The sequence below is a fragment of the Brenneria izbisi genome, assembly GCF_025840185.1.
Taxonomy (GTDB): Bacteria; Pseudomonadota; Gammaproteobacteria; order Enterobacterales; family Enterobacteriaceae; genus Brenneria; species Brenneria izbisi.
Genome location: NZ_JAMPJU010000003.1, coordinates 55,475 through 77,600, shown reverse-complemented (window position 1 = coordinate 77,600; position 22,126 = coordinate 55,475). Strand labels below are relative to the sequence as shown.

Sequence of the window (22,126 nt, the reverse complement as noted above, 5' to 3'; positions counted from 1 at the left end):
TCCCAAAAACCCGGTTCGGGCATGGAAAATCCGCCGTAAAAAAAGCCCGTAAACACGGGCTTTAGAAAGATTTTACTTAGGATAACGATTAACGACCGAGCGACGTTTCCGGCGATTTCATATAGCGGAAGAAATCACTATCCGGGCTCAGTACCATCACATCCTGATTAGAACTGAAGCTACTTTCATACGCGCGGAGACTACGAATGAAGGAATAGAAATCAGGATCTTCACTGAATGCATTGGCAAACAGTTTCGCGGCTTCCGCATCCCCTTCACCACGGGTAATCCGTCCTTGACGTTCAGCTTCAGCCAGCGTGCGCGTTACTTCATAGTCGGCTGTGGCTTTCAGTTTTTCCGCTTCCTCCTGACCCTGAGAACGGTGGCGACGCGCAACCGCTTCACGCTCTGCACGCATACGCTGATAAATGGCATCAGACACTTCCGTCGGCAGGTTGATCTGCTTGATACGCACATCAATCACCTCAATCCCCAACGCCGCCATACTGTTCGGGTTAATATGCGGCTGGTTGCCAGTCGTTTCCTGCTCAACACGGGCCGCCGCTGAAGCAATGGCGTTATCTGCCTCGGTGGTTTCGCCAGTCCCGGTGTTCAATGCATCGCGCACATCGGTCATCAACTGACCACGGGAATCAGTAACGATACCTTTCAAATCCAGGCGACCAATCTCGGAACGCAGGCGGTCACTGAATTTACGCTTGAGCAGCACTTCGGCCTGAGAGATATCCCCGCCGCCTGTCGCCAGATAGTAGCGGCTGAAATCACTGATCCGCCATTTGATATAGGAATCAATGATCAGGTCTTTCTGTTCTTTGGTAATGAAGCGATCGGCCTGATTCTCCATAGTCTGAATACGCGCATCCAGCATTTTCACAGAGTCGATGAACGGAATTTTAAACTGCAATCCCGGTACATAAATCAGAGGCTTATTCTCATCATCACGCAACACTTTGCCAAAACGCATCACAATACCGCGCTGACCTTCCTGCACCACGAACAGTGACGCATAGACCACCATCAGTACCAGGATCAGAATAAATAGTAAGGGCTTACGCATTGATTATTCTCTCCCTACTCGAGTGATATCATCACGCTGCGCATTCGCTCTGCGTTGATCCATGATATTTCCACTGTTGCTGCTTCGTGTCTGATTGGAGTTCACACCGCTGTTACCCGATGTGGCCGGCAAACGCAACGGGCTGGCATTGCTGTTATTGCTCTGGGTATTATCGCCGCTACTCTGACCACGCAGCATCTGATCCAACGGCAAGACCATCAGGTTGCCGCCTTTGTCATTAACCAGCACCTTCCGGGTATGGCTCAGGACACGTTCCATAGTTTCGATATACAGACGCTCGCGAGTAATTTCCGGCGCCGCTTTATACTCCGGCAATACTCTGGCGAAACGGGCGACCTCACCCTGCGCTTCCAGAACAGTACGTGTTTTATAAGCACGCGCCTCTTCCAGAATACGCTGCGCCTGACCGTTGGCGCGCGGCTGAACTTCATTGGCATACGCTTCGGCTTCACGAATGTATTGCTGTTCGTTTTCACGAGCGGCAATCGCATCGTCAAACGCCGCTTTCACTTCTTCTGGCGGACGCGCCGCCTGGAAGTTGACGTCCAGCAGGGTTATCCCCATGTTGTACGGACGCACGGTTTCTTCAAGTACGCGCTGGGTATCAGTACGAACGATGGTACGGCCTTCAGTCAGGATCTTGTCCATGGTGTATTTACCGATAACGCCGCGCAGGGCGCTGTCGGTTGCCTGGCGCAAGCTGTCATCGGCATTAGTTACGCTAAACAAGTAGCGCTCCGGTTCCGTGACGCGATACTGAACGTTCATCTCCACCCGCACGACATTTTCGTCCGAGGTCAACATCACGCCTGCCGTAGCCAGTTCCCGCACTGACTCGACGTTCACCGCTCTGACAGAATCAATGAACGTGGGCTTCCAGTTCAGACCAGGCTCCACCTGATGGCTGAATTTACCAAAACGCGTCACCACGCCGCGTTCGGCTTCTTTAATGGTATAGAAGCCACTGGCCGCCCAAATGATGACAGCGGCAACCGCCACAATACCGACCACCCGACCACCAAGGCCGGAACCACCGGACGTACCGCCGTTGGAACCCGAACTTCTTCCGCCTCCCAGTTCGCTGAGCTTTTTACTCAGCTTACGGAAGATATCGTCGAGATCCGGTGGCCCCTGATCTCGACCACCTTTATTGTTATTACCGCCAGAGTTGCCGCTATTATTATTGCTGCTCCCCCACGGGTCGCGGTCCTGTCCGTTATTACCGGGCTGATTCCACGCCATGTTTTAGCTCCATTCTTTATGATAGATGTTCTTCAGGTTCAATGTCCCAGAGTCCGCCAGACTATTTCTTCGCCGTTCAAACCGTTTTGTCAGTCAGGCAATATAATCCGTCAGTTTCTGCTCTTGTTTACAGAGGCGACGCCAGTCGGTAATCGGCATGCGGATAACCAGACCGATTTGTCCATCCTCTTCAATCCATTCTTTCTCTATTGCCTGAAGCTGGTAAAAACGACTGCGCAGGCGTCCAGCCTGCGGGGGAAGAGACAACGTATATTGCGCAATTTCCCCGGATAGCCGTTCGGTCAACGCTTGAAATAGCAACGGAATACCTTCGCCGGTCTGCGCTGAAAGCCAGACTCTGACCGGCAAATTTTCTTCATTACGATCGATACGTGGCGTGAAATCCTCCAGCATATCAATCTTGTTCATTACTAACAGCGAAGGAATTTCATCCGCTTCGATCTCTGCCAACACGCTATCCACCGCCTCGATATTCTCGTCAAGACGAGGATCGGCGGCATCAACGACATGCAGTAACAGGGAAGCCTGACGCGTTTCCTGCAATGTAGCCTTAAACGCCGCCACCAAATCATGCGGTAGCTGACGGATAAAACCTACGGTATCCGCCAGCACCGTATCCCCGACATCATCCACCTCAATACGGCGCAATGTTGGGTCCAGTGTGGCAAATAATTGATCAGCGGCATACACGTCCGCCGATGTCATAATATTAAACAACGTTGATTTACCGGCGTTGGTATAACCGACCAGTGAAACTGTCGGCACGTCGGCACGCATTCGCGCCCGCCGCCCCTGTTCACGTTGTTTTTCCACCCGTTCAAGACGGGATAAAATCTGGCTGATGCGATTACGTAGCAGACGACGGTCCGTTTCAAGCTGGGTTTCACCCGGCCCACGTAAACCGATACCGCCTTTTTGACGTTCAAGGTGCGTCCAGCCGCGAACCAGACGCGTAGCCAAGTGACGCAACTGCGCCAACTCCACCTGCAATTTACCTTCGTGAGTCCGCGCGCGCTGGGCGAAAATATCCAGAATCAGTCCGGTGCGGTCAATAACCCGGCACTCGCATAAACGCTCAAGATTACGTTCCTGCGCCGGTGTCAGGGCATGATCAAACAGCACCACAAACGCATTTGTCTCTTTTACGACCTGAGCAATTTCTTCGGCTTTGCCTTCGCCGACAAAATACTTGGGATGCGGCGCCTTACGGCTGCCGGTAATCACCTGTAACGACTCAATACCCGCGGAAGACACCAGCGATTCAAACTCCAGCAAATCTTCCGTATCTTTATCTTGCGAGAAGTAAATATGAACTAGTATGGCCCGTTCACCGGCTTCATAACGGTCAAACAAGCGAGTAACCTCTCAAACGAACAAAAAACACCAAGGCGAGGGAAACTGGCGATACATTCAGCGCCCCCGCCGTGGTGAATTGACAATACGCTTTATTCAGCGTCATCACTTTCCTGGGGCTGTTGCTGCTGACCAGCCGGGTTGCTGCCATGATAGTTGCTGGTGCCTGGATTATTGCTATGATGAGACACCGGACGGGATGGAACAACGGTAGAAATGGCATGCTTATACACCATCTGGCTCACCGTGTTTTTTAACAAAATGACAAACTGATCAAAAGACTCAATCTGACCTTGCAACTTGATGCCATTCACCAAATAAATCGAAACCGGAACACGTTCGCGACGCAATGCGTTCAGGAACGGGTCTTGCAAAGATTGCCCCTTAGCCATTCTATATTTTCCTTATTTGTTTGTTGTTTGTAACAAAGAACCCTATGGCTCTAAAATAATGATGTCAAAAATTTGTGCGCTGAGACTCGCTAATTGTACACAATCACTCAACCTATGCACTAACAACCTGTATTACCTTGTCCAGTGCTTCTTTTGAGTTTTCGCTATCCAACCAGCAGACATCATCCCAACCACGCAACCAAGTCATCTGACGCTTGGCAAGTTGCCTTGTCGCACAGATTCCCCGATAAACCATTTCATCGTAATCAACTTCACCGGATAAATATGACCACATCTGGCGATAACCGACACAACGAATGGAAGGCAATTCCGTATGCAAATCGCTACGGGCAAAAAGCGCCCGGGCCTCCGTTTCAAAACCTGCCGCCAACATCTGATGAAAACGCAGTTCAATACGCTGATGCAACAACTCGCGAGTCGCCGGGGCGATAGCAAACTGATGAACCTGATACGGCAACGCTTCACCAGACATTTTTGTCAGTTCAGTTAAAGTGTTACCTGAAACGAAAAAAACTTCCAGTGCCCGCGAAAGTCTCTGTGGATCATTTGGATGAATCCGAGCCGCGGCAACCGGATCTATCTCACATAACTGGCGGTGCATGGCTTCCCAGCCCTTTTCCCTGGCCTGCGCCTCAATACGTTGCCGTACCGTCGCATCGGCGCCAGGCAGGGGAGAAAGCCCTTCCAGTAACGCTTTAAAGTAAAGCATTGTACCCCCGACTAACAGGGGAATTCGCCCGGCCGCGCTGATTTGCGCCATTTCCCGCAATGCATCGCGCCGGAAATCCGCCGCCGAATAGGACTCCGCCGGGTCGAGGATATCGATCAGGCGATGCGGCGCCTGAGCCAGTTCTTCCGCACTCGGTTTTGCGGTGCCGATATCCATCCCTCTATAGATGAGGGCTGAATCAACGCTAATCAACTCTACGGGCAAATATTGCCGCAATGCCATCGCCAGCGCCGTTTTACCCGATGCCGTCGGCCCCATGATAAAAATGGCGGGGGACAACGTGGTTTTTGCAAAATCACTCATGTTCCAGAGCCTTGATAACGGCAGCGATATCCATCATGTGTAAAAGTTCAGGCGGCGGCGCCTTGACCAACTGAGGGCAAAGCCGCTCGACATCCGTCAGGAGTTGTATCGCCTGAGAATGCCCCCAAACCTCCTGTTCGCTCTGCAACCGGGCCGCCAGCCATCCGGCCAGCGCGTGCGGCTCAACCGTCTGACAATCGGCCAGATAGCCTAACAGTTCAGAGATCAAGTTTTGTAAATTTTGTTGGCGTAATGGTAAAGGTACGGCTCTTAACGTGGCGCGCTGCGCCTCGACCAGCACGTCAATGCCAAATGTCGTCAATAACGCCCGATGCGTCGCCAGTATGTTAAGTTCGGACTTGTTCAGCGTCAGACGTTGCGGGATAAGAAGCGGTTGCGGCCGCAGACCACCTTCAGGCGGCGTCAACTGCGCCGCTTTCAGATAACAGGCGGCCACCGGCAACGAAAGCAGCGCCAGCCCGTTGCGATATTCCAGCACCGCGTAACAAGGTGGATACACCGTCAGCACGCGCCCAAAACCAGCGGTGTTGCTCGCCAACGGCGACTCAATAACGGCACGCGTTTTTTCAACTTGCGCCGCAGTTGAATCCGCCGCCGGCGGCGCTGATGAAACCTGGCGGGATGAAGGCTCCTCGGCGTCAGCCTGCAACAGCTTGCGGTACAGTTCGCCTTGTTTCTTCTGATACGAAGAACCCGCCGGATAGTGAGGCTCCCGCGCTTTACCCGACCGTTCGCCAGACTTTTCTGTCGGCGCGGAAGCAGGCTGGGCAAAATGGTTTGCACCGGCGGCGGTGCGGTTTTCTTGTCGCCACGCTATTTGCTGCGCGATCTCCGGCTCAGTGACGGTAAGCGCGGGCGCGGATGCCTGCTGCAATACCGTCATCACCGCCTGATAAATAAAATCATGCACCAGCCGCGCCTGATGAAAGCGAACTTCATGCTTGGCCGGATGCACATTCACGTCCACCTGATGAGGGTCAATCTCCAGATAGAGTACGTAAGCGGGTTGCTGATCGTCGTTAAGCTGATCCTGATACGCTTGCCGAATCGCATGGTTGATTAACCGATCGCGCATCATGCGTCGGTTAACATAGCAATACTGCATTTCTGACAATTGCTTTGCCCCGGCGGGATCGGCCACCCAGCCACGGATAGTCAAATCGTCATGCTGCCAGAACACCGTTAACGCATGCTGTAAAAACGCACTGCCGCAGATACTGCCCAGACGACGTTCATGTTGAGAAGGATCGCTCGCCGGACGATATTGCCGGATCAGTTTACCGTTATGATGCAGCGTGATGGCGACATTGAAATGCGCCAGCGCAATCCGGCGCACCACCTCGTCAATGTGGGTGAATTCAGTTTTTTCCGTGCGCATGAATTTACGTCGGGCTGGCGTGTTGTAAAACAGATCCAACACTTCCAACGTGGTGCCAACCGGATGCGCCGCGGGTTTGACGGTGACCGCCATGTCCCGGCCTTCCGCATAAGCCTGCCATGCCTCAGACTGCTCCGCGGTACGCGACGTCAGCATCAACCGGGAAACCGAACTGATGCTGGCCAGCGCTTCGCCGCGAAATCCCATGCTGACAATGGCTTCCAAATCATCAAGCGTGGCGATCTTGCTGGTGGCGTGACGCGCCAGCGCCAGCGTCAATTCATCCTTCCCGATGCCGCCGCCGTTGTCGCGGATACGTATCAACTTGGCGCCGCCGCGTTCTATCTCGATATCAATACGCGTCGCGCCGGCATCCAGACTGTTTTCCACCAATTCCTTAACCACGGAAGCGGGACGCTCCACCACTTCCCCGGCAGCAATCTGATTGGCTAATTGCGGCGGCAGAACCTGAATCGGCATGGCGTTTCCCTCTTACATTTCCGAATAAAAAAATCAGCGTAAGTCAGTCTTATGCAGACGGAATAATCAACGTCTGACCCAGTTGCACAGCGCCTGAACGCATATTATTGGCCTGCTGGATCGCTTTCATGCTGACGCCATAGCGGGCAGCGATCGCACTCAGGCTATCACCACGTACCACTTTATGTTTCACCGGCGCTGCTTTTTTCGTATTCGCCATTGAAACCCGCTGCTTTGATCCTGACGCCGGGATCACCAGACGCTGCCCGACCCAGACGATATCTTTATTCAACTTATTCAACTCGCGGATCGATGCCATGCTCACGCCGTAGCGCGAGGCAATGGCAGACAGCGTTTCGCCGCGCACGACGGTGTGGCGAGTTGTCCCGCCGTTATTACTTCCGCTTCTTTTTTCCACCGGCGTAGTGACGCTGGTTGAGCTTCTACTGACCGCCGATTGCGCTGGGCGGCCTTCCTGCTTTGGGGCGGATTGTAGCGGGTGCGTCTGGAAATAACGCCTCAAGCCCTGATAAATCGCACTGGCGATTTTCTCCTGATAGGCGTTGTTGCCCAACAGCCGTTCTTCTTCTACATTGCTGATAAACCCGGTTTCAATCAGTAACGACGGAATATCCGGCGAACGCAATACCCCCAGACTGGCATGTTCAGGCCGGCGCTTATGCAATCCGCCGATGCGTTGCAACTCACTCAGCACCTGAGTTGCAACGTCATAACCGACCCGCTGCGAATGCCCAAACTGCAAATCCAATACCGCCTGGCTTAAATAAGGATCGGCGGTGCTGTTAGCCAGCAAATCTCCGGCTCCGCCCAGCAATTCAGACTGCTTCTCATGCTGTTCCAGCCAGTTGGCCATTTCGCTGTTCGCCCGGCGGTTCGACAATACCCATACCGAAGCGCCTTTGGCGCTGCGATTCGGCGCGGCATCCGCATGAATAGAAACCAGAATATTGGCCCCATGTTTACGCGCTACTTCTGAACGTCCCATCACCGAGACAAAATAGTCGCCGTCACGGGTGAGTACCGGTTTGAAAGCGGGATCGTTGTTCAGCAGCGTTTGTAGCTTACGGGCTATCGCAATGGTGACATTCTTTTCCCGTAATCCGTTCAGGCCTATTGCACCGGGATCCTGTCCGCCGTGTCCGGCGTCGATAGCCACCACCACACGCTCATTGATCTCCGTCGCCCGTGCTGGCGTTCGGACCGGCTTCCGGGCTGACGCGTTGCTATTGACGACCACTGTTGGCTTGTTGTCAAACGGGTTTTTCGCTGGCGCTGACGCCGCCGGGCGTGGCGGAGGGGAAGCCGTCGGCGCGTTTCCCGCTACCGTTTTCGGTTTATCTCCCGTCACCGTAAAGACCACGGTATAACCGGAACCGGTTTTGCGCGTCACGGCGCGGGTTCTGGCTGGCTGCGTCAAATCCAGCACCAAACGCAGGCTTTGCGCATCCTGCGCATTGCTGGTGCGAATACGTTTAATCAGATTCTGTCCGCTAAAATTCAGCGGCAACCCCTGGATCACGGCGGTCTGACGAATATCAATCACTACCCTGGCTGGGTTACTGAGCGGGAAGAACGCATAGATAGGCTGGCCGCTGAAACTCAGGCTGAGCGTTGCCTGACCGGAAGCATTATCCACTTGAATATCAGACAGGTTGGCCGCCCAGACCGATCCGGCGAGCGTCAGCCATACACACAGCAATAGCTTAATCATACGGCTCATCATGGCGCATTTATCCCTGTCTGCCGGGCCAGTCGTTGCAAAATCGCCTCCCCCTGCGCCGATACAGCGTAGAGGTCAGCTTGTCGGCCTTGTTCCTGATAATGCAGATGCAGTTCAAGATCGGCATCGGGTAATACGCCCGCGCCTTGCTGCGGCCACTCTATCAGACAGATTGCATCCTGTTGCAGATAATCGCGGATCCCCATGAATTCAAGCTCTTCTGGATCGGCAAGCCGATAGAGATCAAAGTGATAGACCGCCAGCGGCGTAAGTTCATAGGGTTCGACGAGCGTATAGGTCGGGCTTTTTACATTCCCTTTATGACCAAGTGCCTGCAAAAAGCCGCGGCTGAGCGTGGTTTTCCCCGCCCCTAAATCGCCATAAAGATGAATAACAGTGGCGCTCTCGCAAGCTTTAGCCAGCGCAGCGCCTAACGCGATGGTTGCTGCCTCATCTGGCAGAGGTAATACAATTTTTTTCATTCTGTCTTTTCTAAGGGTATCCGCTCAGGATTTACATACTGGGACAACACAGGCATCAGATCGGTTGCCAACATACCACGGGTTCCGCGTTGTTCCGCCAGCCAGTCAGCAGCCGCGCCATGCACGACGCAACCGGCGCAGGCGGCATCATACAGCGATAATTTTTGCGCCAGCAAACCGCCGATGATCCCGGCCAGCACATCGCCCATACCGCCCGTCGCCATGCCAGGGTTGCCGACATCAGCAATGGCAAGCGCCCCTTGCTCGCTGGCAATCACCGTTCCCGCACCTTTTAATACCACAATACCGCCATAGCGTTTTACCAGTTTTTGACTTGCAAGTAAGCGATCACTTTCAATCTCAGATACGCGACAGTTCAATAACCGAGCCGCCTCTCCGGGGTGTGGCGTCAATACGCGATTCTGCCGTTTATATGGATTGATTGCCAGCAGGTTAAGCGCATCCGCATCCCATAACATGGGTTTGTTACAATTTTCTGCTAATCGCAGCGCATTTCGCCCCCATTCGTCCTGTCCCAAGCCGGGGCCAATCACCACCACATCCGCCCATTCCAGTCCCTGCCGTAACGAGTCCGCGGTCAATTCCTGCGTCATCAGTTCAGGACGAGCCGCTAACAAAGCGGACAAATATTGCTTGTGAGTAAGTACTCGCACCAATCCTGCACCACTTCTCATCGCGGCTTCTCCTGCCATCAATACCGCGCCCCCCGTGCCGTCATTGCCGCCGACTATCAGCAACCGACCGTTGTCGCCTTTGTGTGCCGTCGCGCGCCGTGGCATTAACCATGCCGCCAGCGATGCGGCGCTAAGCCGCCTGATTGGGGCGGGTTGTCCAGCCAGCCAACCGGATAAACCCAATGCACTATAATGTAGCTTGCCGACATGATCGCGAGCATGTCCTGTCAACAAACCCGGTTTCAACGCAATAAACGTTACCGTATGCGCTGCCCGGATAGCCTCGCCCGCACAGCATCCTGTTTCCGCATTTAATCCAGAAGGAACATCAAGAGAAACAATCGGCGCCGCGTGAGCATTGGCCTGAGCAATCAAGGCGTCATAAGGTGAACGCGGCGCAGCGGAAAGACCCGTACCCAGCAGCCCATCAATAATCAGGTCAATCGTTTCAGGCCATGCATCGTCTGCTTCATGGATTTCTCCGCCCTGGGCCAGCCAAGCCTGACGTGCGGCCTGAGCTTCCTCAGGTAAAGGTCGTTGCCCGGAACAGACCATCACATACGGCGTTATTCCGGCGGTCAGCGCCAGCGACGCGACTACATAACCATCGCCGCCGTTATTGCCGTGCCCGATAAGAATAAGCCAGTGTCGGGCGGTGGGATACTGTCGGCAGGCAACCTCAAATGCCGCTTCGCCCGCTCGTTGCATCAGCGTGCTTAATGAAATGCCCGACTCGCTGGCTGCCCTAGCTTCTTCACTGCGTAACCATCCTGCGCCAAATACCGCGCACGGCAAAGCTTCTGCGTCCCGCTGTTGGTGGTCAGCCATCACATCCCCCGGAAAGTGCCACTGAATGGTTCCAACTTAGCAAGCAAATGAAGCAATCGCCAGAATTAGACGGCGTGCCAACAACATCGGCCAGTTAAAGGGAATGTGGTAAAATAGCCCGGTGTTTATTCTTCTTATGGTCAGTCATGTCATACCCCTACGATCTCAGTGAATTAGCGCAACGTATCAAACAATGGGGCCAGGAACTGGGATTCCAGCAGGTTGGCATCTGCGACACGGATTTATCTCATGAAGAACCGAAATTGCAGGACTGGCTGGATAAACAATACCACGGCGAAATGACATGGATGGCGCGCCACGGCATGCTGCGTGCCCGTGCGCACGAACTGCTGCCAGGCACGCTGCGGGTTATCAGCGTGCGCATGAACTACCTTCCCGCCAAAGCAGCATTCGCCAGTACGCTGAAAAATCCCCGATTAGGTTATGTCAGCCGTTATGCCCTTGGCCGTGATTATCATAAATTGCTGCGCCAGCGTCTGAAGAAACTTGGCGATCAGATTCAGCGCTACTGCGGGGAATTGAATTTTCGCCCGTTCGTTGATTCTGCGCCGATAATGGAGCGTCCGCTGGCGGCCAAAGCCGGTATTGGTTGGGTTGGTAAACACTCACTTATATTAAACCGGGAATCAGGTTCCTGGTTTTTTCTCGGCGAATTGCTCATCGATCTGCCCTTGCCTGTTGATCAACCACAGGAGGAACAGTGCGGACGTTGTGTCGCCTGCATGACGACTTGCCCTACCGGTGCCATTGTCGCGCCTTATACCGTAGATGCGCGGCGCTGTATTTCTTATCTGACGATTGAACTCGAAGGCCCGATCCCGGAAGCATTCCGCCCATTGATGGGAAACCGCATTTATGGATGTGATGATTGCCAGTTGATTTGCCCCTGGAACCGTTTTTCACAATTGACCGATGAAGCGGATTTCAGCCCGCGCGCGGCGTTGCACGCGCCGGAACTGGTAGCATTGTTTGCCTGGAGCGAAGAGAAATTTTTACGCATAACGGAAGGATCGGCGATACGCCGTATCGGTCATGTGCGTTGGTTACGCAACATTGCCGTGGCGCTCGGCAACGCGCCTTATGAGGACCATATCGTGCTGGCCTTGCAGCGCCGACTGGGGGAAAGCGATCTGCTGGATGAACATATCCACTGGGCGATCAAGCAGCAATTGGCTCGCCGCGCCGAACAGGAAATTGAAGTTCAATCCGCACGCAAAAAGAGACTGATTCGCGCTGTGGAGAAAGGCTTGCCTCGTGATGCCTGAGTCCTGCACGTTAATGTCATCAATTTTCATCCCAGCCTGTGGGTAAATATAAAAAGTCTTTGACAATCAACTGTCACAAAAAGTACAAGTGATCATGATAACGTTTTATAAGTAAATTTTATGCATAAATATCAATAGAATAGAAAACACAATTTTGTCAGCAGAATAAGTCGGCGGACAAAATGTTCACAAGCAATCTGTGGATAAGTCTGTTCAAAAAATTATGATTTTTTACGTGGATTAGTGGTATAGAGAGTAATAACCGGACGGAAAAACCAACCACATAAACAATGACGAGCAGAAACCAGATAGTAAGCTGCAATCAACTGCCACCGTATGCAAGAGAGGCGGCATTATGGATTCGTTATTGCGCCTTGGCAAGCCCTGTCCCGCATTTTTTATGCTTTTTAGCCACCAGAAAAAACTCAACCCATTGAGCATAGCTCAATGGGTTGAGAATAAGGTCAGATTTTTAGAAAAATTTATTCCGCCTGTGCGGTCAGCATCATGCGGCTGGCTGCGTTCGGATCAGATAGTCAAATGCACTCAGGGACGCTTTCGCACCTTCACCCGTGGCGATAATGATCTGTTTGTACGGCACGGTGGTGCAGTCGCCAGCAGCGAATACGCCTTTCACGCTGGTTTCACACTTGGCATCCACTTCAATTTCGCCAATCCGATTGCGGGCTACCGTCCCTTCCAGCCAACCGGTGTTGGGCAACAGACCAATCTGGACGAAGATCCCTTCCAGCGCCAGTTCATGCTGCGTATCGCTGACGCGATCTTTATAGCTCAGACCAGTGACTTTCTGGCCGTCTCCCTTCACTTCCGTAGTCTGCGCGTTAAGAATGATGTCAACATTCGGCAGGCTGCGCACTTTATCCTGTAATACGGAATCCGCTTTCAGTTCTGGCGCGAATTCCAGCAGGGTAACGTGCTTCACCACCCCAGCCAGGTCGATGGCCGCCTCAACACCGGAGTTACCGCCACCGATCACCGCCACCTGCTTGCCTTTAAACAATGGGCCGTCACAGTGCGGGCAGTAAGTCACGCCGCGCGTACGGTACTGTTCTTCGCCGGGAACATTCATGTTCCTCCAGCGTGCGCCGGTGGCGATGATCACGCTGCGGGATTTCAGTACAGCACCGGACATGGTAATCACCTGGTGTGGCGCCCCCGGTTCGCTGCCTGGAATCAACGCTTCAGCGCTCTGCGCGTCAATCACGTCCACGTCATAATCATCGACGTGGCTTTTCAACGCGGTAGCCAATTTTGCCCCTTCCGTTTTCGGCACGGAAATGTAGTTTTCAATGTCCACGGTGTCCAGAACCTGACCACCGAAACGCTCGCCCATCAGACCGGTACGAATCCCCTTACGCGCGGAATAAACCGCCGCCGCCGCCCCTGCCGGGCCGCTGCCGATGATCAACACATCGTAGACTTCGCGTTGATTCAGTTTTTCAACCTGTCTGGCGCCAGCGCCGGTATCGATTTTGGTCACGATTTCGTTAAGGCTCATGCGGCCCTGGCTAAAGTGCTCGCCATTAAGGAACACGGTCGGCACGCCCATGACGTTACGACTTTGGATCTCATCCTGAAACACGCCGCCGTCAATGGCGGTATGCGTAATATTTGGATTCAGAACAGCCATTAAATTCAGCGCCTGCACTACGTCGGGGCAGTTGTGGCAAGACAGCGAATAATAGGTTTCGAAATGGAACTGACCATCAAGATTGCGGATTTGATCGAGTAATTCTTGCGCTTCTTTTGACGGATGCCCACCAACCTGTAACAGCGCCAGGATCAGAGAGGTAAACTCGTGTCCCATCGGCGCGCCGGCAAAACGCGGCCCATTCTGCGATCCTGGATTAGTAATCAGAAAAGAGGGTTTGCGTACTGCCAATTCATTATTTTCCGAAAAACTGACCTGCTCGGACAATCCGGCGATTTCAGTCAGTAATTCTCTTACTTCAGACGATTTCGCTGAGTCATCCAGAGTCGCAATTAACTCAACAGGTTTAGTTAATTTTTCCAGATAGGCTTTCAACTGGACTTTCATTGTATTGTCGAGCATTGATTATTCTCCGTGCAAAAAATCGGGTGCCTGGCACCCGATAAAAAACATTTCTCAGCAGGGTCTGACTTAGATCTTACCGACCAGATCCAGAGACGGAGCCAGCGTCGCTTCGCCTTCTTTCCATTTGGCGGGGCAAACCTCACCCGGATGGGAAGCAACGTACTGCGCGGCTTTTACTTTACGCAGCAGGTCAGACGCATCGCGGCCAATGCCTTCGGCGGTGACTTCCACAGCCTGAATGATGCCCTGCGGGTCAACGATGAACGTACCACGGTCAGCCAGGCCTTCAGCTTCACGCAGGTTGTCAAAGTTACGGGTCAGTTGGCCCGTCGGGTCACCGATCATGGTATATTTAATTTTGCCGATGGTTTCAGAACTGCCGTGCCAGGCTTTGTGCGTGAAATGGGTATCGGTGGAAACAGAGTAGATTTCCACGCCACGCTGCTGAAACTCATCGTAGTAATCGGCAACGTCGCCCAGTTCAGTCGGGCAGACGAAAGTAAAGTCGGCTGGATAGAAGAAAAACACGCTCCATTTGCCTTCGATATCTTTTTCAGTCACTTCGATGAATTGACCATCTTTAAAGGCCATGTTTTTAAATGGTTTAACCTGAGTATTAATTACGGACATCACTTTTTCCTCATGTGTGTTGGCATGGGAGTAAAGTACAGAAACGTGATAAGCATCACCAATCCGTTGTCATTATCGAATCAATAAGTAATACCTTTCTTGATGACAGGCGCGGCTTATCAATAACCACGTATCAATCATTACCTATCAAAAAATAATCTCCTCTCGCCTACCCCTATCGGTATATGTCCAAATGTGACGTAGCGCATATAAAGTGACCTCTTCGCCAGCGCGCATCCACCATGGAACACTACGCTACTTTCACGAGGAGTAACGCTATGAGCAATAATTATCAGAATGACGCATCCGTCAGCACGCCACCCGCGCAAGGCGCTGTGCGCCACACACAGGCTACCCGTCTGCACCGGGTACTCGGACTACCCGCTTTGATCTTTTTCGGGTTGGTGTACATGGTGCCGCTGACCATGTTCACCACCTATGGCGTGGTCACCGAAATTACCGGCGGCCGCACGGCCAGCGCTTACCTGATGACGCTGTTCGCCATGCTCTTTACCGCCGTTTCCTATGGTTTCATGGTGCGCAAATATCCGGTTGCCGGATCGACCTACTCTTATACCAGCCTGACATTCGGCCCCAACACGGGTTTTTTGACCGGGTGGGCTCTGCTGTTGGATTATCTGTTCCTGCCGATGATCAACTATCTGCTTATCGGCCTTTTCCTGAACATCGCCTTCCCGATAGTGCCAGCCTGGGTTTTCGTGGTAGCGGCGATCATACTGGTCAGCGTATTCAATACCATAGGCATCGGTTCGGTGGCGGGTCTGAGCAACATCATTGTCGGAGCGCAGATTGTCTTCGTTCTGGTATTCATCGCGATGTCGGTCAACTATCTTAGCGGCGTCCCGACCCTGAACGTGATGTCGCCGTTTCTGGGCGACGGCACCCAGCCAGGCTTCCCGCCGCTCATGGCTGGCGCGGCCATCCTGTGCCTGTCGTTTCTGGGTTTTGATGCGGTCTCGACCCTGGCGGAAGAGACGCCTAATCCCAAGCGGGATATCCCGCGCGCCATCGTGATCACCACCATCGCCGCCGGACTGCTGTTTACCTTGCTCGCGGCTGTCAGTCAGTGGGTTTTCCCCGGCAGCGTATTCAAGGATGCCGAGGTCGCCGCCAACGAAGTCATGCACAAAGCCGGCGGCGCGTTGCTGGCTAATCTGTTCACCGCAGCCTATGTTGCCGGCGCCGCCGGTTCAGCGCTGGCCTCGCAAACCTCGGTTTCCCGCATCATCTATTGCATGGGCCGCGACGGTATTCTGCCTGAACGCATATTCGGCCAACTGTCGCCACGCTTCAAAACGCCCGTAATGGCAATTCTGGTAGTGTCGCTGATCTCCCTGTTAGCCACCGTCACCGACCTGACGACGCTGGCTTCCATGATCAGCTTTGGCGCGCTGGTGGCATTCTCGGCCACCAACATGGCGGTCATCCGCAGCTACCTGTATCGAGACGGTCGCCGCCGCCCGCGGGATTTACTCTGTTACGGCCTGCTGCCCGCCGTCGGTACGGGGCTGACGCTGTGGCTGTGGACCAGTCTGTCGGCCCATACCCTGATTATTGGTCTGGCCTGGTGCGGCGCCGGTTTTCTCTATCTGCTTTGGCTCACCCGCGGCTTTCGTCGTAAAGCGCCCACGGTAGCCTTCTCCGAACATATTTAATCCAGCAGCCAGCGCGACAGGCGAGTGTTTCACACAGCAGGTCGCGCTTCCGGCTCGCGCCGCTTTCGCCAATATCCCTCGGTGGTTGGAAACAGGCATGAAATTTGCTTGATTCCGGTATCAGAAAAAATGATCGATGGGAGAGTAAGCTTGGAACTGGCAACTATTTTGACGCATCCCGACATCCTGCGCTGGCATGAAAATATTGCCGATCTCTTTGAGAATGCGGATGACGCCAGCCTGCCGCAGCGACTTTCCGGGATGCTTAACGGCGTTATTCATCACGAAACCTATATTATCAAGCTATACCGGGCGAATTGTGATTTCCCGGTTGTGCTGGCGCACAATATTCCCGCCAGCCAGCAGGCGGTTTATCTCGGCAAATATTTTCCTTTTGCCTGTCTCGAAGATCCGCTGCTGGAAAAATTACGCGACGGCGCGCCGCAAATCGTCCAGATCAATCATCAGACCTGCTCTCTGGCCGGCTCCAGCTATTACAGGAAATATTATCGTCATCTCAATCTACAGGATGAAATCGACGTGTTGTTTCCTATGTCAAACGGCGATGCCATCGTGCTGTCGATGGATTGGCGCAAGCGGACGGCAACCAGTAAGGAACTGGCCGCGCTGGAAAATATATACAGCGTGGTAAAAAGCATCATTACCCGCTATTACCGCTCATACTGTGACACCGCGACCATCAGCGAAGAACCCGACGATAACCATCAAAAAATCAACAGTATTCTGACTGAAAGAGAGCGTGAGATCGTCAATCTGATGATCTCCGGCAAAGGGACAAAAACATTGGCGCGTCATCTTGATATCAGCTATCAAACGGTAAAAGTGCATCGCAGAAATATCTACTCCAAACTCGGTATCAATTCGCAACTGCAACTGTGCAGTATGTTCGTCACGCCCCCGGCCGCGAATCGCCCCCTTGAACGCACATAACCCATGCTGTTGGCATGTGGGTTGCCGATGAGTGTTCGACCAATCGGTTTCAGGCTGCATTTTTAAAAATCAAAATTATCGCGCCCTGCCTTCAAATGGGGCAAAAATGCCTTTAAATGGGGCGTTTCACGTTATTTTCCGGCTTTTTTTATCACGTTCTCAAGCCAGACAAGCCATACCACCATAGAGGGACGCTCTCTCCCACGCCTTTAGGTAGACTCGATTCAGATAGCTATTCCGGCTAATGAAGGAGAAACCAAATGTTGCAGCCGTCACCGAACTTACCCGCTACCGAACCGAATAACTTACATACGCTGGACAAAGCGCATTTTATCCATCCGTTTACCGATTTCAGTCAGTTCAAAGAAAAAGGCAGCGATGTAATGACCAGAAGTGAAGGCATCTATGTCGAGGACGATAAAGGCAATCGTTTTATCGACGGCATCGGTGGCTTATGGTGCGTTAATGTCGGTCATGGCCGCAGCGAAATCGGCGAGGCCATGAGCAAACAAGCCACAGAAATGGCGTACTACTCATCGTTCAATAATCTCACCAATATTCCGGCAACCCGGCTTGCAGCCAAACTCGCTGAACTGGCGCCCGGCGATCTCAATCATGTTTTTTATAGTTGCGGCGGTTCGACGGCCAATGACACCACTATTCGGCTGGTGCATTACTATTTCAATCAGCTTGGGCAGCCGGCTAAAAAGAAAATCATTTCCCGCAAAAGCGCTTATCATGGCACGACGTATATGTCCGCCACCCTGACGGCAACCGAAGGGATTAATCTGGGATTCGATGCCGTGGAAGACCTGGTGGTGTATATCAGCGAGGCGAATTGCTATCGTAAACCAGAGGGGATGAGCGATGCGCAATACTGCGACCATCTTGTTCAGGAGTTTCAGACCACGATCGCGCGTCTTGGCGCGGAGAATATAGCGGCGTTTATCGCCGAACCGATCATGGGCGCTGGCGGCGTTCTGGTGGCACCCGAAGGCTACCATAAGAGAATGCTGGACGTTTGCCATGCGAACGGCATGCTTTATATCTCGGACGAGGTCGTCACCGCTTTTGGCCGTCTCGGACACGTCTTTGCATCGGAAGCCGTGTTCGGCGTCAAACCCGACATCATCAACATTGCCAAAGGCCTCACCTCAGGCTACTCGCCTCTGGGGGCAACGCTGATTTCCGACAAGATCTATGCCGTCATCAGTCAACCGCAAGCCAGGGGTGGGGTGTTGAGTATCGGTTATACCTATTCAGGGCATCCGGTAAGTTGCGCGGCGGCGCTTGCCAACATCGGGATTATCGAACGCGAGAAGATTTGTGAACATGTCCGCGAAATTGGCCCGTACCTGATGGAAGCATTGAAGCGGCGCCTTGCCCACCACCCGATTGTCGGCGATATCCGCGGCAGTCACTTCATGGTCGGAATCGAGAGCGTCGCCAATCGCCAAACCAAAGCCCTGTTTCCTGCGGCGGCAAAAGTAGGTTATCGCATTGCCGACTCATGCCAGAAACGCGGCTTGATTATCCGTCCGATTGGTCATCTTATCGTTATTTCCCCGCCATTGATCTGGACGCGCAAGGTGATCGACGAAGTTGTCGGTATTCTGGATGAAGCATTCAGCGTCACGCTGGACTCCCTCAGCGCTGACGGTTTTATTTAAGTTAGAAAAATAACAGCGTAACCGTCTATCTCAACGGGCCGATGTAATCGGCTCTTTTTATTTCAGCCTGATACATTGGCAAATAATAATATTTTTTAATACACCCCATAGATTTCTAATTATAGCAACACATCCGATAGTGCTTGCTAATAATAAGCACTCCTGTTGAAAAAATAAGACAAACCAATCATAAAATGACAAATATTAATATCAATCAATCCCGCAAAAAATAATAAACAGAAAAATAATTATAACGCTATGATTAAATTTAATTACTAAATGCAATGTATTCGTAATAATATGAAGAAAGTCTCTGTTTTATTACAGATACTGACTTAAATTCTAACCGGTTATTTAATCTATTTGATAACCACAAATAACGTGATGAAAAGAGTATTATCAGACATATCTGATAGATTTAAGACCGCAAAAAGAATTCGCCAAAAATATTTCCCTGCCACTGAGTTGAATAAGCGTGCGTAGCAGTAAAAAAAGCGCGGAAAAATATAAGCATCATGCAGCCCTTGATGTGCCCACGTTGTGCAAACGAGGATATATAGGCTTTCAAGAATAATGACCTTCAATACCATATGGATTCAATATTATGCCTGAGAAAGCAGAACGATATCGTAACCCTAGGGTGGTTTTTTATTCGCATGACACAATGGGATTAGGTCACGTAAGAAGAAATATGTTACTTACTCAAGCAGTATTAACCCTATTGCCTGATGCCGAGATCCTGTTAATTACCGGAGTACGTGAAGCCGGACAATTTCCGTTGCCTAAAGGAGCGGATATCGTGACACTGCCGACTTACCTGAAAACCCCTGACGGAAACTATTGTCCCAGGGCATTGGGTAAAGATATCAAGCGTCTGGTCTTCCTGCGCTCCAACATAATTCATGCCGCCATGAGCGCATTCGAACCCGATATGGTGGTGGTGGATAATGTGCCGCGCGGCGCTATGTCAGAACTCGATACCATTTTGCCGGTACTGGCGGCCAAAGGAACAGAAATGGTGCTTGGCCTGCGGGATATTATCGATCATCCCGATGCCGTTCAACGTCAATGGGCAAAGCTGGGAAACATGTCCGCCATTCGCGACTATTTCACTCAGGTGTGGGTTTACGGAGATGCCGATTTTTACGATCTCACCCAGCAATATGGGTTTGACGCGGAACTAACGCGGAAAGTCACATTTATGGGTTATCTGGATGCCGCCAAACGGCTTCAGGGAACACCCCCGGCTTCCGCCGCCAGCCCAATCAACGCGCCCTACGCGTTGTGCATGGTGGGAGGGGGACAAGATGGCTATGCGCTGGCTAAGGCATTTGTACACGCCCGGTTACCTACCGGGCGCACCGGGATGCTGATTACCGGTTCCATGATGCCCCTCGAAGAACATGAGCAACTGCGTCAATGGGTTAACCAACGCGATGATATGACAATGACGGCATTTGTGCCGGAACCACTGGAACTGATGCGCCGGGTGGAACGCATTGTATCAATGGGGGGATACAACACCGTCATGGAAATACTGGCGCTACAGAAAACAGCGCTGATCATTCCTCGTGTCTCACCCCGTCAGGAGCAGTGGATACGGGCCACCAAACTGGCTGAGCGCAACCTGGTGACGTGTCTTGCGCCTGAAGGATTAAGCCCTGCGGTTATTCAACGCTGGCTGGCCCAACCTCAGAACTACGCCAACCCGCGTGACATACTGAATTTTAAAGGATTAGAACAGGTGGCCATACAGGTTGCCGACGTTTTCCGCGCCAGAATCCGCAATGGAGCCTTAAGCTGATGACCAACGATATGCATTCAACTAATCACCCCCTCTATGTCGGCTACGTATTGAAACGTTACCCGCGATTTTCAGAAACGTTTGTTGTTAATGAGATCCTAGCGCATGAGCGCGCCGGGATGAAAGTTGATATTTTTGCTTTGGGGCCGGTGAGTGAACCCCACTTTCAGGACGGTATTGCTCGCGTAAAAGCCCCCGTCACACGTTATAAGGACAGACAGTACGATCCTGAAATCTTCTGGCAATTACTGCAAACCGCGCGTGAGCAACTGCCTGAATTTGATAAGCGGCTGATTCAGGTGCAATGGGGCTCACCTCATTCGTTCGCACAAGCGATCAAACTTGCGTTGGCTGTGCGCGCCCGCGGCATTCAACATTTGCATGCGCATTTCGGCACGCTCGCCACCACGGTTGCGCGTTTAGCGGCGATATTCAGCGGCGTGACGTATTCATTCACCGCCCATGCCAAAGATATTTACTACCACTATGACGAGGCAACCGAACTGGACGTCAAGCTGCGCGATGCGGCTTACGCCATTACCGTATCGGATTATAACGTCGCTTATTTGCGCGAAAAATATGGCGCCAGCGCCGATCGGCTGGTGCGTGTGTACAACGGCGTAGACCTGCAACAATTCCCGTATTCGCCTCCCGTAGCGAACGCCAGGAGAATTTTGGCGGTAGGTCGATTAGTCAGGAAAAAAGGGTTCGACGTGCTGATTGAAGCGGTCGCGTTGTTGAAACAACGAGGCCAGGATTTTCATTGTACCCTGATAGGCAGCGGCGACTTGTTTACCTCTTTGCAACAGCAGATCGAAACCTTAAAGCTACATGATCATATGACGCTGGCAGGCGCTAAACCTCAGCCGGAAGTCATTGCCGAGATGCAGCAGGCCGCGATGTTGGTCGTCCCCAGCGTGATCAGCGATGATGGCGACCGCGATGGTCTGCCGACTGTTTTACTGGAGGCGATGGCGCTGGGTACGCCGGTGATTTCAACCACCGTTGCCGGTATTCCTGAAGTAGTGATAAACCAGAAAACCGGATTGTGTGTTCCGCCTCATGATCCCCAGGCATTAGCGGATGCGATCGATTCTCTGCTCGCAAATGCCGAGCAGCGGATCAGTTTGTCACGCAATGCACAGGCGCTGATCAGCGCTGAATACGATATCAACCGCAATGCCAGCCAGCTACGTGACATTTTTTATGCCAGCGTAAAACACGCTCACTGACAGAGACTTAAAAG

General features: G+C 52.5%; 17 protein-coding genes. 6 read left to right on the top strand and 11 right to left on the bottom strand.

Going from position 1 to position 22,126, the window contains the following annotated elements; genetic code table 11:
* Positions 1-88: 88 nt before the first annotated feature.
* The 9 genes from hflC to nnr form a co-directional block, all read right to left on the bottom strand.
* Positions 89-1,078, bottom strand: coding sequence for a protease modulator HflC (hflC, locus tag NC856_RS05500; protein ID WP_264089430.1), 990 nt, complete (start codon positions 1,076-1,078; stop codon positions 89-91).
* A 3-nt stretch (positions 1,079-1,081) separates the two neighbouring features.
* Entirely contained in the window at positions 1,082-2,341 is a 1,260-nt protein-coding gene (gene hflK / locus NC856_RS05495) for an FtsH protease activity modulator HflK (RefSeq protein ID WP_264089429.1), read from the bottom strand.
* 93 nt (positions 2,342-2,434) lie between these two features.
* A complete protein-coding gene (gene hflX / locus NC856_RS05490; RefSeq protein ID WP_264089428.1) occupies positions 2,435-3,715 on the bottom strand; it encodes a ribosome rescue GTPase HflX in 1,281 nt (426 codons plus the stop codon).
* Between the two features lie 92 nt (positions 3,716-3,807).
* A complete protein-coding gene (gene hfq, locus NC856_RS05485) occupies positions 3,808-4,107 on the bottom strand; it encodes an RNA chaperone Hfq (RefSeq protein ID WP_113868200.1) in 300 nt (99 codons plus the stop codon).
* A gap of 112 nt (positions 4,108-4,219) precedes the next feature.
* On the bottom strand, positions 4,220-5,161 hold the full coding sequence (gene miaA / locus NC856_RS05480; RefSeq protein ID WP_264089427.1) for a tRNA (adenosine(37)-N6)-dimethylallyltransferase MiaA: 942 nt from the start codon (positions 5,159-5,161) through the stop codon (positions 4,220-4,222).
* A complete protein-coding gene (gene mutL / locus NC856_RS05475) occupies positions 5,154-7,040 on the bottom strand; it encodes a DNA mismatch repair endonuclease MutL (RefSeq protein ID WP_264089426.1) in 1,887 nt (628 codons plus the stop codon). Before mutL ends, miaA begins: the two co-directional genes overlap by 8 nt.
* A 49-nt stretch (positions 7,041-7,089) precedes the next feature.
* Positions 7,090-8,784 carry an N-acetylmuramoyl-L-alanine amidase AmiB gene (gene amiB / locus NC856_RS05470; RefSeq protein WP_264089425.1) on the bottom strand — a complete coding sequence of 565 codons (1,695 nt, stop codon included), beginning with the start codon at positions 8,782-8,784 and terminating at the stop codon, positions 7,090-7,092.
* Positions 8,781-9,263, bottom strand: a complete 483-nt coding sequence (gene tsaE, locus NC856_RS05465; protein ID WP_264089424.1) for a tRNA (adenosine(37)-N6)-threonylcarbamoyltransferase complex ATPase subunit type 1 TsaE — start codon at positions 9,261-9,263, stop codon at positions 8,781-8,783. The genes amiB and tsaE overlap by 4 nt, the downstream gene beginning before the upstream one ends.
* Positions 9,260-10,786 (bottom strand): bifunctional ADP-dependent NAD(P)H-hydrate dehydratase/NAD(P)H-hydrate epimerase, encoded by a 1,527-nt coding sequence (nnr, locus tag NC856_RS05460; protein WP_264089423.1) that lies wholly within the window; start codon positions 10,784-10,786, stop codon positions 9,260-9,262. Before nnr ends, tsaE begins: the two co-directional genes overlap by 4 nt.
* A gap of 146 nt (positions 10,787-10,932) precedes the next feature.
* Between nnr and queG the strand changes: the two genes are divergently transcribed.
* A complete protein-coding gene (gene queG, locus NC856_RS05455; protein ID WP_264089422.1) occupies positions 10,933-12,072 on the top strand; it encodes a tRNA epoxyqueuosine(34) reductase QueG in 1,140 nt (379 codons plus the stop codon).
* 505 nt (positions 12,073-12,577) lie between these two features.
* On the opposite strand, the gene ahpF is transcribed toward queG, so the two are convergent.
* Both ahpF and ahpC read right to left on the bottom strand, forming a co-directional pair.
* Positions 12,578-14,146: an alkyl hydroperoxide reductase subunit F gene (ahpF, locus tag NC856_RS05450; RefSeq protein WP_264089421.1), complete on the bottom strand. Its 1,569-nt coding sequence runs from the start codon at positions 14,144-14,146 to the stop codon at positions 12,578-12,580.
* Between the two features lie 69 nt (positions 14,147-14,215).
* On the bottom strand, positions 14,216-14,779 hold the full coding sequence (ahpC, locus tag NC856_RS05445; protein WP_264089420.1) for an alkyl hydroperoxide reductase subunit C: 564 nt from the start codon (positions 14,777-14,779) through the stop codon (positions 14,216-14,218).
* Positions 14,780-15,057: 278 nt separating this feature from the next.
* Between ahpC and NC856_RS05440 the strand changes: the two genes are divergently transcribed.
* The 5 genes from NC856_RS05440 to NC856_RS05420 all read left to right on the top strand — a co-directional run bounded on the left by NC856_RS05440 (position 15,058) and on the right by NC856_RS05420 (position 22,112).
* Complete coding sequence (locus tag NC856_RS05440) at positions 15,058-16,455, top strand: APC family permease (RefSeq protein ID WP_264089419.1); 1,398 nt, start codon at positions 15,058-15,060, stop codon at positions 16,453-16,455.
* Between the two features lie 150 nt (positions 16,456-16,605).
* The gene (locus NC856_RS05435; protein ID WP_264089418.1) at positions 16,606-17,406 is read left to right on the top strand and encodes a response regulator transcription factor; all 801 of its coding nucleotides are present in this window, start codon (positions 16,606-16,608) and stop codon (positions 17,404-17,406) included.
* A 260-nt stretch (positions 17,407-17,666) separates the two neighbouring features.
* A complete protein-coding gene (locus tag NC856_RS05430) occupies positions 17,667-19,076 on the top strand; it encodes an aminotransferase (RefSeq protein WP_264089417.1) in 1,410 nt (469 codons plus the stop codon).
* A 691-nt stretch (positions 19,077-19,767) separates the two neighbouring features.
* A complete protein-coding gene (locus NC856_RS05425; RefSeq protein WP_264089416.1) occupies positions 19,768-20,880 on the top strand; it encodes a glycosyltransferase family protein in 1,113 nt (370 codons plus the stop codon).
* Positions 20,880-22,112, top strand: coding sequence for a glycosyltransferase family 4 protein (locus NC856_RS05420; RefSeq protein ID WP_318841723.1), 1,233 nt, complete (start codon positions 20,880-20,882; stop codon positions 22,110-22,112). Before NC856_RS05425 ends, NC856_RS05420 begins: the two co-directional genes overlap by 1 nt.
* Positions 22,113-22,126 lie beyond the last annotated feature (14 nt).